The following is a 14,893-nucleotide window of genomic DNA, read 5'->3' as shown; positions in this document are numbered from 1 at the left end:
CCGTCGGCCGCCGCGCGCCCGTCAGCGCGCGAACAGCGGATAGGTCGCGGCGGCGATCAACGCCGCGGCGAGCCACACCACGCTCCACGAACTCGCGGCGAGCAGCGGCGGAATCGCGAGCGGCGTCGCGAACAGCCCGAGGTAGACGACCGTGTTGGCCATCCCGAGCGCGGTGCCGGCGTGGTTCGCGCCCGCGAGCGTCGCGAGTTCCGTGTACGCGACGCCGTGCCATGCCGACACGCAGATGCCGGCGAACACGAGAATCGCGACGATCGCGGCGAGCGGTACATGCGGGCTGCCGGCCGTTGCTGCGGCGAGCAGCGTGAACGACCCGGCGGCGACGAACACGGAACCGCGCAGGTACGCGCGCCGGTTGCCGTGCCGGTCGGTATGGCGGCCGCTCCAGACGCGCACCGCCATCGCGCCGAGCTGCAGCGCGACCATCGCCGCGCTGATGCCGGCGAGGCCGAGCCGGCCGAAATCGTGCAGGAACACCGTCGCGAACGTGAGCACCGCGAACTGCGGCGTGCACAGCAAGCCGATGCCGAGCACGATGCGCCATACGGGGCCGCTCGCGAGCGGATTGCGCGCGTGGCCGGCGGGCTGCGGTCGTTGTGCGGCGAGACGCGTGGCGAGCGGCGTGGCGACGTGCACCGCCGCCGGCACAGCGGGTGGCTCGTGCAGCCAGCGCCAGGTGAGCGCGGCCGATCCCGCGCACAGCAGCATCAGCGCACCGAACACCGCGGCGAAGCCGGCATGCGACGCGAGCGACGGCAGCAGCGCCGCGCCGAGGCCGCCGCCGAGCGGCACGGCCGTCTGACGGATGCTCATCGCGAGTCCGCGCTCGCGCTCGCCGAACCAGCGCATCACCGCGCGTCCGCTCGATCCGTTCACGCTGCCGCCGAGCAGGCCGACGCAGCCCATGGCCGCGACGACGCGCATCAGCGGCGGCACCGCGTGCGCGGTCGGGGCGATCGTGCACATCATCAGCGCGAGCATCGCGGCCGTCGCGACGAGCCCGGTCAGCAGCACGCGGCGATCGCCGAAGCGGTCGGCGGCGATCCCCCACGGCAGCTCGGACAGCGCGACGCCGAAGCCGAGCGCGCCGAGCACGAGGCCGAGCGCGCCGTTGTCGAGGTGATAGGCCGAGCGCATCCACACGGCCGTGGTCGGAATGCCGGCCGCGGCGGCCGAAAAGCTCATGTTCGCGGCGACGCCGGCCGCCAGCACGCGCCAGCGATGGGTCTGCCCGCGGGCGGCGCGGGCAGGCGAAGAGGGGGAAGCGATGCACGAGGTATCCATGACGGCAAGCCCGATTCGAAGTTGACGGCCTCAGTCTGCCGGCCTACATTAATCCTGAAAATCGGAAAGTTTTTGATGAATCGTTCGATAAATCAGGATGGTTGAGATGTCCGGACAAGCCATACCCCGCGACGGCGGCGAGCCGCTCGCGGGCGCCGATGCCGCGCTGGCGCGGCCCAACTTCGACGTCGCGGCGCTGCGCAGCCTCGTCGCAGGCGTGGATCTCGGCAGTTTCGCGAAGGCGGCCGACCGCGTCGCGCGCTCGTCGTCGGCGGTGAGCGCGCAGATCCGCAAGCTCGAGGAGCAGGCCGGCACCCCGCTGTTCGTGAAAGCCGGACGCGGGCTCGCGCTGACCGACGCCGGCGACGCGATGCTGCGCTACGCGCGGCGGATGATCGAGCTGAACGACGAGGCGGCCGCGGCCGTGCGTGGCGTGAAGCTCGACGGCTGGGTACGGGTCGGGCTGCAGGAGGATTTCGGCGAGGCGATCCTGCCGGACGTGCTCGGGCGGTTCGCGCGCGCGCATCCGAAGGTGAAGATCGAGGCGCGCGTGGCGCGCAACGCCGATCTGCTCGACCGGCTCGATGCGAACCAGCTGGATCTGGCGCTCGTGTGGGGCGACCCGGCGTCGGCGGCGCTCGTGTCGCGGGCGGGGATCGACGGCGAAGCGGTCGCGCACGTGCCGATGCAATGGATCGGCGCGGTGGCGGGCGGGAGCGTCGGGGTGCCGGATGCTGGCGGAGACGCGGGCGGGGAGGGTGTCGGCGAAACCGGCGGTCGTGCCGTGCGTGGGAGGGGCGATCCGTTGCCGCTCGTCGTGTTCGACCGGCCGTGCCGGTTCTTCGGTGCGGCGACCGATGCGCTGGACCGGGCCGGCGTGCCGTGGCGCGTCGCGTTCACGACGCCGAGCCTGGCCGGACTATGGGCGGCCGCGGCGGCCGGCCTCGGGCTGACGGTGCGCTCGCATTACGGGTTGCCCGCGTCGGTGCGCGTGCTCGACGCCGCGTCGTGCGGGCTGCCGGCGCTGCCGAGCTTGCCGCTGATCCTGCTGCGGCGCACGTCGTCGGCGACGCCGACGGTCGACCGGCTCGCGCGGATCGTGACGCAGGCGGTGCGGGGGGCGACGGAGGGGGCGCTTGCGGCGTGATCCCGCAGGTGGCGGCAAGCCAGTGATCGAGCGGCTGGACGTTCGGCCTATTGGAGCAACGACGCGGACGCTTCGAGCTCCGCACAGAGCTTGTCCAACCGCGCCCGCAACCCGTCGCTCGCCGGTACGAACGGCAGCCGCAACCCGTCCTCGCACCATCCTTGCGCGGCGAGCACGGCCTTCACCGGCGCGGGATTCGGTTCCGCGAACAGCGCCGCGACGAGCGGCTGCAGCGCGACCGACAGGCGCCGCGCGTCGGCGAGCCGCCCGTCGCGCAGCCACGCGTGAATCCGCACGTGCCATTCGGGCAGCACGTGCGCGCTGCTCGCGATCGCGCCGTGCGCGCCCGCGCACATCGCCGCGAAGTTCTGGTTGTCGTCGCCGGACAGGATCGCGAGCGGCGTGTCGTGCACCAGCCGGCTCATCCGGTCGAGCGTGCCGCCGCATTCCTTGATGCCGGCAACGCGCGAGTCGCGGGCGAGCGCCTGCAGCGTGTCCAGTTCGACGTTCACGCCGGTGCGGTACGGGATGTTGTAGACGAGCACCGGCAGGTCGGCCGCGTCGACGATCGCTTCGACATGGCGGCGGATGCCGTCCTGCGTCGGCCGCACGTAGACGGGCGGCGTGACGAGCAGCCCGTCGGGGCGCAGCGCCGCGAGTTCGCGTGCGCGGGCGGCCGCGAAGTGCGTCGCGCTCGCGGTCAGCCCCACGACGATCGGCAGCGCGGGCACGGCGTCGCGCAGCGTCGCGAACACCGCGTCCTGTTCGCGCGCGTCGAGCAGCACGCCTTCGCCGGTCGTCGCGCCCGCGACGAAACCCGCGATGCCCGCGGCCGCATAGTGGCGCGCGAGCCGCGCGAGCGCCGCGTGGTCGACCTCGCCGTGGTGGAACGGCGTGATGATCGGCAGCCAGATACCTTCGAAACGTGTGTTCATGCAAAGCCTCATGGTGGAAACGGAGTGGGAAGGAACCGTTCCGCCGGCGAAGTGCCGGAGCGAGGCGTGCGTGCAAGGAGAAAGAAACGACCTGCGGGCATCCCGTCCGGCATTCGCCTGACGGGACGCGACGTCCCCGTCAGTCGAGGAGTCGTTTTTTCAGTTTCAGCCCGGCCGCGCGCGCCCCTGCCGCGACGGCGGCGAGGATCGAGGGCGAGCGCAGGGTAGCGAACATGGATGAACCGTGAATGGGCTGAGCGGCGATCTTAACACCGGCGCGGCGGCGTGCGCGAGCCCCGGCGTCGTTTAGCAGAATTCGAGATTTGCTTTCCACGACTGATTGGAAGGCGGGCCGCGGCTGGCCGCTAGAATGCCCGCTTACGTTTCGACGACAGCGCGTATGCGGGCGGTCACGCACATTCACCACCACTGGAAACGGGGCATATCACGATGGCAAGCATCAAGGGGATCGGCCGCTGGCTGCACACGGGCGCGGCGGCGGCGCTGGTCGTGGCGGCGACGGCCGCGCACGCGGACACGTCGATCCTGAACGTGTCGTACGACGTGACGCGCGAGCTGTACAAGGACATCAACACGCGCTTTGCCGCGGCCTACAAGCAGAAGACCGGCGAGACGGTCACGATCAAGCAGTCGCACGGCGCGTCGAGCGCGCAGGCGCTGTCGGTGCTGCAGGGTCTGCAGGCCGACGTCGTGACGATGAACCAGCCGAACGACATCGACCTGCTCGCCGAGCGCGGCCAGCTGCTGCCGAAGGACTGGCGCGCGCGCTTCCCGGACAACAGCTCGCCGTACTCGACGACGATGGTGTTCCTCGTGCGCAAGGGCAACCCGAAGGCGATCAAGGACTGGACCGATCTCGCGAAGCCGGGCGTGCAGGTGATCATCGCGAACCCGAAGACGTCGGGCAACGGCCGCTATGCGTATCTCGCCGCGTGGGGCTTCCAGAAGCAGAAGGGCGCGACCGACCAGCAGGCGCTCGACTTCGAGAAGGCGATCTTCCGCAACGTGCCGGTGCTCGATTCGGGCGGCCGCGGCGCGACGACGACGTTCACGCAGCGCGGCATCGGCGACGTGCTCGTCACGTTCGAGAACGAGGTCGCGCTGATGGATACGGGCGCATCGGGCGCGCAGTTCGACGCCGTGTATCCGTCGGCGAGCATCCTCGCGGAGCCGCCCGTCGCGGTCGTCGACAAGGTGGTCGACAAGAAGGGCACGCGCAAGGTCGCGCAGGCGTATCTCGACTACCTGTATACGCCGGAAGCGCAGGAGATCATCGCGCAGCACCATCTGCGCCCGCGCGATGCGGCCGTGCTGAAGAAGCATGCGGCGGAGTTCAAGGCGCTGAAGACGTTCAGCGTCGAGCAGGTCTTCGGCAGCTGGGCGAACGCGCAGAAGACCCATTTCGCCGACGGCGGCACGTTCGACCAGGTGATCGTCGACCGGAAGTGACCGCGGCGCGCGCCACGCGCGCGCATGACGACGTAGCCGGCCGCTCGTGCGGCCGGCTTTTTTTCGGCTGCGCGGCGCATTGCCGTTCCCGACCGGCCCGCGTTCCCGGCCGCCGCCGCGCGTGCTACGCTCATCGCCTTCCTGCAACCGGCGCCCCGCGATGAACGTCGATTCGTCTTCCCCAGCTTCCCGCGGCCGTGGCCGCAAGATCTGGTCGGGCACCCGCCCGGTGATCGCATACGGGATGCCGCCGCTCGGCTGGCGCGACTTCTATCACCGCGCGCTGACGGTGAGCTGGCCCGTGTTCTTCCTGTCGCTCGCGGTGCTGTTCCTGCTGCTCAACAGCGGCTTCGCGCTGCTCTATCTGCTCGGTGACGCGCCGATCGCGAACCAGGCGCCGGCCGGCTTCGGCGGCGCATTCTTCTTCAGCGTCGAGACGCTCGCGACCGTCGGCTACGGCGACATGCATCCGCAGACGGTCTATGCGCATCTCGTCGCGACGTTCGAGATTTTCGTCGGGATGTCGAGCATCGCGCTGGCCACGGGGCTCGTGTTCGCGCGGTTTTCGCGGCCGCAGGCGAAGATCCTGTTCGCGCGCTACGCGATCGTGCGGCCGCTGAACGGCCGGATGACGCTGATGGTGCGCGCCGCGAATGCCCGCCAGAACGTGATTGCCGAAGCGCAGGCGAAACTGCGGCTGATGCGCGTCGAAGGCACGCACGAGGGCTATGCGCTGCGCAAGATTCACGACCTGCCGCTCGTGCGCAACGAGCATCCGATCTTCCTGCTCGGCTGGAACCTGATGCACGTGATCGACGAGTCGAGCGCGCTGTTCGGCGAGACGCCGGAATCGCTCGCCGCGCGCGACGCGCAATTGCTGATCACGATCGAGGGCTCGGACGAGACGACCGCGCAGGTCATGCAGGCGCGCCACGCGTGGGCGCATGGCGAGATCCGCTGGCGCCACCGCTATGTCGACCTGATGCACGACGAGGACGGCATCACGCACATCGATTACACGCATTTTCATGAAATCGTGCCGATCGATGCCGACGACGACACCGACGAACGCGGTTCGCCGGGCGTGGTGATCGACGCGGACGCGGCGTCGTCGGGGCCGGCCGGACAGGCGTGATCGCGGGCGGCGGGGCGCGGCCTCGTTGCGCGTCACGCGTGCGGCAGGCGCGCCGCTTCGCGCTGTTCGATCGCGACCGCGCGGCGGAACGCGTCGCGGTCCTCGGCGCGCGCGACGTAGTCGCCGAGCACGCCGTCGTGCGGCAGCAGATGCGCGTCGAACGCGATTTTCAGCGTGCTTGCGAGCAGCAGGTCGGCGGCGGTGAAGCGCTCGCCGACGAGCCAGCGGCTAGGGGCGAGCGCTTGCGCGAGGGCGCGCTGAACGCGCGCGATGTTGCCCCAGCCGAACGCGACGGGGTTGCCCGACGCGCCGGTGAATTTCTCGGCCATCGCCGGTTCGAGGCAGGTCGGCGTGAAGAACATCCACTGGAGGAAACGGCCGCGCAGCGGATCGTCGGGCACGACGCCGAGCCCGGCAGCCGGACAGCGGTCGGCGAGATAGAGCAGCACCGCGCCCGATTCGGCGAACGGCGCGCTGCCGTCGTCGAGCGCGGGCAGCTTGGCCATCGGGTTGACCTGCACGAACGCATCGCTGCCCTGTTCGTGCGAGCGCAGGTCGATCGGCACGAGTTCGTACACCACGCCGATTTCCTCGAGCATCCACAGCGCCCGGAATGCCCGGGTCTTCGGCCAGTAGTAGAGCTTCATCGCGCCTCCGGATTGGGTGCAGCGGTCGATGCTCAAGCGTACCCGAGCGCAGGCGGTTGGGACAGGGCGCCGGGCGAGCGGGGCCTGCGGCGTGGGGCGTCCCGTTCGATTGCATGCGGTGAATCGGGCGAAATACCCCGCAAAGCCTGGCCTAATGGAAGTTCAGAGGCTAACTAGTTATGTGCAAACTAGTTATTAAAATTCGCCGACGCCGCGGCGGAAATCGGCATGACTACAATGTGGCCGCCCCATTCCGCCGTCCCCGCACAGAGGAACGCGATCGGCGCCCGCGATCGCCGACGCAACTCGCAACGCCGCACTTCACCGGAGCCCCGTCACGCATGGCCAACGACGATCGCATCACGATCATTCCGCGCAGAACGCCCGAATCGGCGGCCATGGTGGCTGAGGTCAAACGGGCGATGGCGATCACCGCGCGGCTCAACCGCCTGACGTTCGACGACGCGGCGGACGTACGCGCATTGTTCGGTGAACTGATCGGCACGCAGGTGGACGACGGTTTCACGTTGATCCCGCCGTTCTACGCGACGGGCGGCACCGGCATGAAGGTCGGCCGCAACGTGTTCGTCAACCAGAACTGCACGTTCTACGACCTGGGCGGGCTCGAGATCGGCGACGACGTGATGATTGGCCCGAACGTCAGCCTGATCACGTCCGGTCATCCGGTCGAGCCTTCGCGGCGGCGCGACTGCGTGGTCGTGAAGCCGATCGTGATCGGCCGCAACGTATGGATCGGCGCGGGCGCGACGATCATCGGCGGCGTGACGATCGGCGAGAACGCGGTCGTCGCGGCCGCGGCCGTCGTCACCCGGGACGTTCCGCCGAATACGCTGGTCGGCGGCAATCCGGCGAAGATCATTCGATCGATTGCGGAATAAAGTCGTCTCGGCGCGCGTGCCGGCGCGATGAAACATTGGCGGAGGGATGTGGACAACTCGCCCTCGGAGCCAGTCGAAACGCTGTGCATTTGAACGGTGAGTGTGCCGCCGAGGCCGTCGGGACAAGCCTTTGCGGCTTTCAGGTTGTCTCGCGCCGAGTCGTCCGTCGATCGGCGGATGAAGATCCGGTCGGGCGCCCGGTTGTGGATATCCGGGCCTCGAAACGACTCGGCGCCCTGTGGTTTTCACAGGTGAGGATGACCGGAAACTGCGCGAGACATGAAGCGAGGTGTGGACAACTCGCGGCAAGACGAAGCGAAATGCTGTGAAATCCAACGGTGAGTGTCATGCCCGAGCGGGCGGTGCGCCCGCACCGGCGCGGGTTTCCGGCCGTTGCCGCGGTTCGGGGCGACGCGCATTCTAGCCGAATGGCGCGAGTGCGTGACGATCCGATGCGAGCCCCGCGACGTCGATATCCGGCTCCGGCCCCCAATCGAAGGGCTGTGCATTCTAACGGTGAGTGCAGGCGCGTGGTTCGCGACATGCGGATTTCGACGTCGTATCTCCGCCTTTTCCAGCGACTCGGCGCGCTGTGCAATTCGATGGTGAGCGTGAGTCGGCAATCGGCGCGCAACCCGTCGGGATGCGGCCGTGCGCTCGCCGATGCCGCGCGAAGCGGTATTCCTGTCAGGCTCAGGGCAAGGTTGCGAGCAACGGCTACGCGCGTTCCCGTGTGGATATCCGTCCGTGGAAACGACTCGCGGCACTGTGTATTTCGACGGTGAGCATCGGCGCCTGATCGGGTGATGAGCCGCTTCCAGTATGGATTGCCAGTCGTCGGCGTCCTTCGAAACGCGCGTCGGTGATTGATCGGAGAACGCTCGTCCATGTGGATATCTGGCCTGATCGATCACTCGAAGCGCTGTGGTTTTCAACGGTGAGGGTGAGCGGATGGCCGGGAGGCAACGCAAACTCCGGACGTGGACAACTGCCACGGCAGCCAGTCGAACCCCTGTGTATTTCAGAGGTGAGTGCGAGTCGGCAACCACACGGCCTGCGTGTTCAGACGAGGATATTCGGTCGGCAAAACCATCCTCGCCCCTGTGTATTCGCGTGGTGAGCGTAAGAAGAGGACCGACGAAACCCGGGATTTCCGATGTGGATATCCACCGCCGCGACCCACTCGCCGCGCTGTGAATTTCAACGGTGAGCGTCGCCGGCCGAGCGCTCTGGAGCCCGATTCCGGATGTGGACATCCCGCTCCCGACGCCACTCGAAACGCTGTGCAATCGAACGGTGAGCGCGCGAGCCCGATCAGCCGAAGGGGGCGACATTGTGGACATCCGTCGCCACCAACCAATCGGAACGCTGTGCATTTCAATGGTGAGGGTGACGGCCCGATGCCGCCGAAACCCTTGTCGCACGGGGCTCAAGCGCCATTCTTCGACCCAGCCGCGCGCCCGCCCGCGCCGCCTTTTCCGCCCGACCGCCCGACCGCCGGAACGCCCGACCGCTGGAACGCCCGACCGCCGGAACGCCGGAACGCACCCCCATCAACCCTCCAGCGCCCCGCGCCAAAACTATCTCAAATTCCTCCAAAAAGCTGCGCAGTTTTTCTCGCCACGGGCCGCTCCGCGCAAGATGAGGAAAAACATTCTCGGCAGCGCGCGAAAAAATAGAGTCATTCGCTGCCGGCCCCCGCGCGTCATCCGACGCCCGCCGCGCACGCTCAGAACAGCACAATCCGGAGACTTCCCCACATGACCGCCCGCCTGCCCGTCGACGGCCCGCCTGCCCTGTCCGACTACCGCCTGACCGACAACCTGACCGCGACGCGCGGCCGGATCTTCCTGACCGGCACGCAGGCACTGATCCGCCTGCTGCTGATGCAGCGCGCGGTCGATACCGAACAGGGGCTCAACACGGCCGGCTTCGTCAGCGGCTACCGCGGCTCGCCGCTCGGCATGGTCGACCAGCAGTTGTGGAAGGCGAAGAAACTGCTCGACACGAGCGGCGTGCGCTTCCTGCCCGCGATCAACGAGGAACTCGGCGGCACGGCCGTGCTCGGCACGCAGCGGGTCGAGGCCGACCCCGAGCGCACGGTCGAGGGCGTGTATGCGATGTGGTACGGCAAGGGCCCGGGCGTCGATCGCGCAGGCGACGCGCTGAAGCACGGCAACGCGTACGGCTCGTCGCCGCACGGCGGCGTGCTGGTCGTCGCGGGTGACGATCACGGCTGCGTGTCGTCGTCGATGCCGCACCAGAGCGACTTCGCGATGATGGCGTGGCACATGCCGGTCGTGAACCCGTCGAACATCGCCGACATGCTCGAATTCGGCCTGTACGGCTGGGCGCTGTCGCGCTACTCGGGCGCCTGGGTCGGCTTCAAGGCGATCTCGGAAACGGTCGAATCGGGCTCCACCGTCGACCTCGATGCGTTGCAGACGCGCTGGCCGGCGCCGGCCGGCTTCACGCCGCCGGCGGGCGGCCTGCACAACCGCTGGCCCGACCTGCCGAGCCTCACGATCGAGGCGCGCCTCGCGGCGAAGCTCGATGCGGTCCGCCATTTCGCACGTGCCAACAGTATCGACAAGTGGATCGCGCCGAGCACGCACGCGAACGTCGGCATCGTCACCTGCGGCAAGGCGCACCTCGACCTGATGGAAGCGCTGCGCCGCCTCGACCTGACGGTCGCCGATCTCGACGCGGCCGGCGTGCGGATCTACAAGGTCGGCCTGTCGTATCCGCTCGAAATGACCCGCGTCGAAAGCTTCGTCGACGGGCTCGCCGAAGTGCTGGTGATCGAGGAGAAGGGCCCCGTCATCGAGCAGCAGATCAAGGACTACCTGTACAACCGTGCGGACGGCGCGCGCCCGCGCGTGCTCGGCAAGCACGACGCGGCCGGCGCATGCCTGCTGTCCGAACTCGGCGAACTGCGCCCGTCGCGCATCCTGCCGGTGTTCGCGGAATGGCTCGCACGGCACAAGCCGGCGCTCGACCGACGCGAGCGCGTCGTCGATCTCGTCGCGCCGCAGATCCTGTCGAACGAGGCGGACGCGGTGAAGCGCACGCCGTACTTCTGCTCGGGCTGCCCGCACAACACGTCGACGAAGGTGCCGGAAGGCTCGATCGCGCAGGCCGGCATCGGCTGCCACTTCATGGCGTCGTGGATGGAGCGCGACACGACGGGGCTGATCCAGATGGGCGGCGAAGGCGTCGACTGGGCCGCGCACGCGATGTTCACCCACACGAAGCACGTGTTCCAGAACCTCGGCGACGGCACCTATTTCCACTCGGGCATCCTCGCGATCCGCCAGGCGGTCGCCGCGAAAGCGAACATCACGTACAAGATCCTCTACAACGACGCGGTCGCGATGACGGGCGGCCAGCCGGTCGACGGCAGCATCTCGGTGCCGCAGATCGCGCGGCAGGTCGAGGCGGAAGGCGTGTCGCGCTTCGTCGTCGTGTCGGACGAACCGGAGAAGTACGACGGCCATCACGGGCAGTTCCCCGCCGGCACGACGTTCCATCACCGCGGCGAACTCGACGCGGTGCAGCGCGAATTGCGCGAAACGCCGGGCGTCACGGTGCTGATCTACGACCAGACCTGCGCGGCCGAGAAGCGCCGCCGCCGCAAGAAGGGCGAATTCCCCGACCCGGACAAGCGCCTGTTCATCAACGACGCGGTGTGCGAAGGCTGCGGCGACTGCGGCGTGCAGTCGAACTGCCTGTCGGTCGAGCCGCTCGAGACGCCGCTCGGCCGCAAGCGCCGCATCGACCAGTCGTCGTGCAACAAGGACTATTCGTGCGTGAACGGCTTCTGCCCGAGCTTCGTGACGGTCGAAGGCGCGGCGCTGAAGAAGGCCGCCGGCGCCGCATTCGACGAAGCGGCGCTGGCCGCGCGTGTCGACGCGCTGCCGGTGCCGGCGACGCACCTCGACGCGGCGCCGTTCGACATGCTCGTGACGGGCGTCGGCGGCACCGGCGTCGTGACGGTCGGCGCGCTGATCAGCATGGCCGCGCACCTCGAAGGCAAGAGCGCGTCGGTGCTCGACTTCATGGGCTTCGCGCAGAAGGGTGGCTCGGTGCTGTCGTTCGTGCGGATCGCGTCGAGCGACCGCTGGCTGAACCAGGTGCGCATCGACACGCAGCAGGCGGACGTGCTGCTCGCGTGCGACATGGTCGTCGGCGCGAGCGCCGAGGCGCTGCAGACGGTGCGTCACGCGCGTTCGCGGATCGTCGTCAACACGCACCGGATCCCGAACGCGTCGTTCGTGCAGAACCCCGACGCGAACCTGCATGCGGACGCGCTGCTCGAGAAAATGCGCCACGCGGCCGGCGACGGCTACCTGTCGAGCTGCGACGCGCAGGCGCTCGCCGCGAAGTTCCTCGGCGATTCGATCGGCGCGAACATCCTGATGCTCGGCTACGCGTGGCAGCTCGGCCTCGTGCCGGTGTCGCTCGCCGCGATGATGCGCGCGATCGAGCTGAACAACGTCGCGGTGCCGATGAACAAGCTCGCGTTCTCGATCGGCCGGATGGCGGCCGGCGACGCGGCGGGCCTCGACGCGTTGTGGAACGCACGGCACGCGGTGGCCGCGCATGCCGCGCCGCAGACGCTCGCCGAGCTGATCGCCGATCGCGAGGCGCGTCTCGACGCGTACGGCGGCGCGCGCTACGTCGAGCGTTACCGTGCGCTGGTAAGCGCGGCGCAGGCGAAGGGCGACGACGCGCTGACGCGCGCGGTCGCGACGACGTTCTATCGGCTGCTCGCGGTGAAGGACGAATACGAAGTCGCGCGGCTGTACACGGACGACGCCTTCCGCACGGCGCTCGAAGCGCAGTTCGAAGGCGTGCCGGGACAGACGTACCGCGTGAAGTTCAACCTGGCGCCGCCGACGCTCGCGAAGGCCGGCAGCGACGGCAGCACGCCGAAGAAACGCGTGTTCGGCCAGTGGATGTGGCCGGTGTTCGGCGTGCTGGCGCGCGTGCACAGCCTGCGCGGCACGTGGCTCGATCCGTTCGGCCGCACGGTCGAGCGCAAGATGGAGCGCGCGCTGGCCGACGACTACGAGACCACGCTCACGCGCGCGCTCGCCGCGATGACCGCCGGCAACGCGGCGCAGGTCGCGCAGTTGGCCGACCTGCACGCGCGCGTGCGCGGCTTCGGTCACGTGAAGGTGCGCAACCTGGCCGGCGTGAAGCGCGCGGAACGCGAGCTCGCGTTGCAGCTCGGCATCGACGCGGCGACGAGCGCGGCCGTCCAGCATGCGCTCGACGAGCTGAAGGGCGCGGGGATGCTGAAGGGGATTCCGGTCGTCGTCGCGAAGTAACGTCGCGGCGGGCGGATGTGAAAACGGCGATGCTCTGTGTGGGCGTCGCCGTTTTTTATGGTCCTCGGTGGCGGCGCGCAGGCCGCCGCCGGCCCGTCAAACAATGCCTTTCTTGCGCGTCGACAGCGCGGTTTCCGACAGGTCGATTTCGCGAATCAGCTTCGTCAGCGTCTCGTCGGAAATCTTGCTGTCGCCGCGCAGCCGGTACAGCGCCGAGCGTTCGGCGCGCACGGCCGCGATCCGCATCTGCAATTCCATCGTTTCGGTCTGCTTCGCTTGCGCGCGCGGCGTGGGGCCGTCGTCGGCCAGCGCGGCGAGCCGTCGGCGGTATTGATCCATCACGCGTGCGGAGATGTCCGCGCAGCGCGCCGCGCCCGATTCGTCGAGATCGGCCGAGATCGCGTCGTGCGACGCATCGATCGCGCGGATCGCGGCCTGCGCGGCGGCCGAGCGTGCGATGCGCTCCTCATCGCCGAGCGGGTTGCGCGACGAGCGCACGCCGCGCAGCAGCAGCGGCAGGCCGATCACCGCGACGATCAGCGAGCCGAGGATCACGGCCGACGCGATGAAGACCGCGGTGTCGCGGCCCGGCAGCGGCGCGCCGTTGGACAGCGCGACCGGGATCGACAGCACGCCGGCGAGCGTGACCGCGCCGCGCACGCCGCCCACCGTCATCACCGCGATCGTGCGCACGCCGGCCATCGTGCCGGCGAGGCCATGGCGCGCGGCGCGGCGGCTCGCGAACCAGCGCAGCAGCCACACCCACAGGAAGCGGATCGCATACAGCGCGAGCATCATCGCGCACACGTTGAAGATCATCCGGCCGACCAGCGCGTCGCTCGTATGGTGCGCGTCGACGAGCGCACGGCCTATGATGTGCGGCAACTGCAGCCCGAGCATGATGAACACCATGCCGTTGAACACGAACTCGATCAGCGCCCACGTGCTTTCGGCGCGCACGCGCGACGCGACGGTGCTTTTGCGGGAGAAGCTCGTGTAGTTCATCATCATCCCGGCCGAGACGGCCGCGAGCACGCCCGACAGGTCGAGGTGCTCGGCGAACAGGTAGGCCGCGAACGGCACCAGCAGCGTCATCACGATGCCGGGGGCCGGGTCGCCCTCCTGCTCGGCATTCAGGAAGCGCGTCGACAGTGCGCTGAACAGCCACGCGACGATCGCGCCCGTCGCGAGCCCGCCGGCCGCGACGATCACGAACGTGACCGACGCGGCGCGCAGCGAGAACACGCCCGTCAACGCGGCCGCGATCGCGAACTTCAGCGCGACGAGGCCCGACGCGTCGTTCATCAGCGCCTCGCCTTCGAGGATGTGCATCAGTTGCGGCGGAATGCGACCCTTGCCGGCGATCCCGGACAGCGCGACCGCGTCGGTCGGCGACAGCACGGCCGCGAGCGCGAACGCGATCGGCAGCGGCAACTCGGGAATCAGCCAATGCGCGAAGTAGCCGACTGCGAGTACCGTCATGAACACGAGCCCGAACGCGAGCATCAGGATCGCGCGGCGCTGCAGGTAAAGCTCGCGCTTCGGAATCCGCCAGCCGTCCGCGAACAGCAGCGGCGGAATGAACAGCAGCATGAAGATCTCGGGGTCGAACGTGACGTGCAGGTTCAGCTTCGGCCACGCGAGCATCGCGCCGAACGCGATCTGCATCAGCGGCAGCGGCAGTTGCAACGGCAGGAGACGCGTGACGGCGCCGGACAGCGCGACGGTCAGCAGCAGAATGAGGACTGTGAAAACGATTTCCATCGAGACGGCGAATAACGCGGAATGAAACGATCGTACGGAGTGTAGCGTGCCGACGTAACGGGTGCGCTCGAGTGGCCGGTGCGTGCGCACGGGAATGGTGCGTCGAACACGCGCCACGGTGGTGCGGCAGCCCCGCACAGCCGCACCGCGCACGGGTTGGCGGCACCTCGCACGGAGCTTGCTTGAGGGAGAGCAGCCGCCCGGCTTGCGCCGGGTAACCGAGGGTCCAACCAATGACATGGCGCGCCGTCCCGTTCGTCG

Annotated in this window: 9 protein-coding genes; 5 read left to right on the top strand and 4 right to left on the bottom strand. The window is 68.9% G+C overall.

The window, feature by feature from the left end; translation table 11 throughout:
- Positions 1-21: 21 nt before the first annotated feature.
- A complete protein-coding gene (locus CFB89_RS15455) occupies positions 22-1,302 on the bottom strand; it encodes an MFS transporter (RefSeq protein WP_089468610.1) in 1,281 nt (426 codons plus the stop codon).
- A 106-nt stretch (positions 1,303-1,408) separates the two neighbouring features.
- Here CFB89_RS15455 and CFB89_RS15450 point away from each other — a divergent pair, with 106 nt between their 5' ends.
- Positions 1,409-2,449, top strand: a complete 1,041-nt coding sequence (locus tag CFB89_RS15450; protein ID WP_089468609.1) for a LysR substrate-binding domain-containing protein — start codon at positions 1,409-1,411, stop codon at positions 2,447-2,449.
- A gap of 47 nt (positions 2,450-2,496) precedes the next feature.
- Here CFB89_RS15450 and dapA read toward each other — a convergent pair whose 3' ends face one another.
- Positions 2,497-3,384: a 4-hydroxy-tetrahydrodipicolinate synthase gene (gene dapA, locus CFB89_RS15445; RefSeq protein WP_089468608.1), complete on the bottom strand. Its 888-nt coding sequence runs from the start codon at positions 3,382-3,384 to the stop codon at positions 2,497-2,499.
- A gap of 450 nt (positions 3,385-3,834) precedes the next feature.
- Between dapA and CFB89_RS15435 the strand changes: the two genes are divergently transcribed.
- A complete protein-coding gene (locus tag CFB89_RS15435; protein WP_089468606.1) occupies positions 3,835-4,854 on the top strand; it encodes a sulfate ABC transporter substrate-binding protein in 1,020 nt (339 codons plus the stop codon).
- A 160-nt stretch (positions 4,855-5,014) separates the two neighbouring features.
- Positions 5,015-5,989: an ion channel gene (locus tag CFB89_RS15430; protein WP_089468605.1), complete on the top strand. Its 975-nt coding sequence runs from the start codon at positions 5,015-5,017 to the stop codon at positions 5,987-5,989.
- 32 nt (positions 5,990-6,021) lie between these two features.
- On the opposite strand, the gene CFB89_RS15425 is transcribed toward CFB89_RS15430, so the two are convergent.
- Positions 6,022-6,636 (bottom strand): glutathione S-transferase family protein, encoded by a 615-nt coding sequence (locus CFB89_RS15425; RefSeq protein ID WP_089468604.1) that lies wholly within the window; start codon positions 6,634-6,636, stop codon positions 6,022-6,024.
- Between the two features lie 341 nt (positions 6,637-6,977).
- Here CFB89_RS15425 and CFB89_RS15420 point away from each other — a divergent pair, with 341 nt between their 5' ends.
- Positions 6,978-7,535, top strand: a complete 558-nt coding sequence (locus tag CFB89_RS15420) for a DapH/DapD/GlmU-related protein (RefSeq protein ID WP_089468603.1) — start codon at positions 6,978-6,980, stop codon at positions 7,533-7,535.
- Positions 7,536-9,295: 1,760 nt separating this feature from the next.
- Positions 9,296-12,868 carry an indolepyruvate ferredoxin oxidoreductase family protein gene (locus CFB89_RS15405; protein WP_089468601.1) on the top strand — a complete coding sequence of 1,191 codons (3,573 nt, stop codon included), beginning with the start codon at positions 9,296-9,298 and terminating at the stop codon, positions 12,866-12,868.
- 96 nt (positions 12,869-12,964) lie between these two features.
- Here the strand turns inward: CFB89_RS15405 and CFB89_RS15400 are convergent, their stop codons facing one another.
- Entirely contained in the window at positions 12,965-14,632 is a 1,668-nt protein-coding gene (locus CFB89_RS15400; protein WP_089468600.1) for a Na+/H+ antiporter, read from the bottom strand.
- Between the last annotated feature and the right edge of the window lie 261 nt (positions 14,633-14,893).

The sequence above is a fragment of the Burkholderia sp. AU16741 genome (genome assembly GCF_002223345.1).
GTDB lineage: Bacteria > Pseudomonadota > Gammaproteobacteria > Burkholderiales > Burkholderiaceae > Burkholderia > Burkholderia sola.
Note: the sequence above shows the minus strand (reverse complement) of the source record. Positions and strands in the feature narration are given on the sequence as shown.

Bases quoted from the DNA above. Each gene is read 5' to 3' on its own strand.
- CFB89_RS15420 (WP_089468603.1), top strand. From the start codon at position 6,978: ATGGCCAACGACGATCGCATCACGATCATTCCGCGCAGAACGCCCGAA.
- dapA (WP_089468608.1), bottom strand. From the start codon at position 3,384: ATGAACACACGTTTCGAAGGTATCTGGCTGCCGATCATCACGCCGTTC.
- CFB89_RS15400 (WP_089468600.1), bottom strand. From the start codon at position 14,632: ATGGAAATCGTTTTCACAGTCCTCATTCTGCTGCTGACCGTCGCGCTG.
- CFB89_RS15430 (WP_089468605.1), top strand. From the start codon at position 5,015: ATGAACGTCGATTCGTCTTCCCCAGCTTCCCGCGGCCGTGGCCGCAAG.
- CFB89_RS15405 (WP_089468601.1), top strand. From the start codon at position 9,296: ATGACCGCCCGCCTGCCCGTCGACGGCCCGCCTGCCCTGTCCGACTAC.
- CFB89_RS15450 (WP_089468609.1), top strand. From the start codon at position 1,409: ATGTCCGGACAAGCCATACCCCGCGACGGCGGCGAGCCGCTCGCGGGC.
- CFB89_RS15425 (WP_089468604.1), bottom strand. From the start codon at position 6,636: ATGAAGCTCTACTACTGGCCGAAGACCCGGGCATTCCGGGCGCTGTGG.
- CFB89_RS15455 (WP_089468610.1), bottom strand. From the start codon at position 1,302: ATGGATACCTCGTGCATCGCTTCCCCCTCTTCGCCTGCCCGCGCCGCC.
- CFB89_RS15435 (WP_089468606.1), top strand. From the start codon at position 3,835: ATGGCAAGCATCAAGGGGATCGGCCGCTGGCTGCACACGGGCGCGGCG.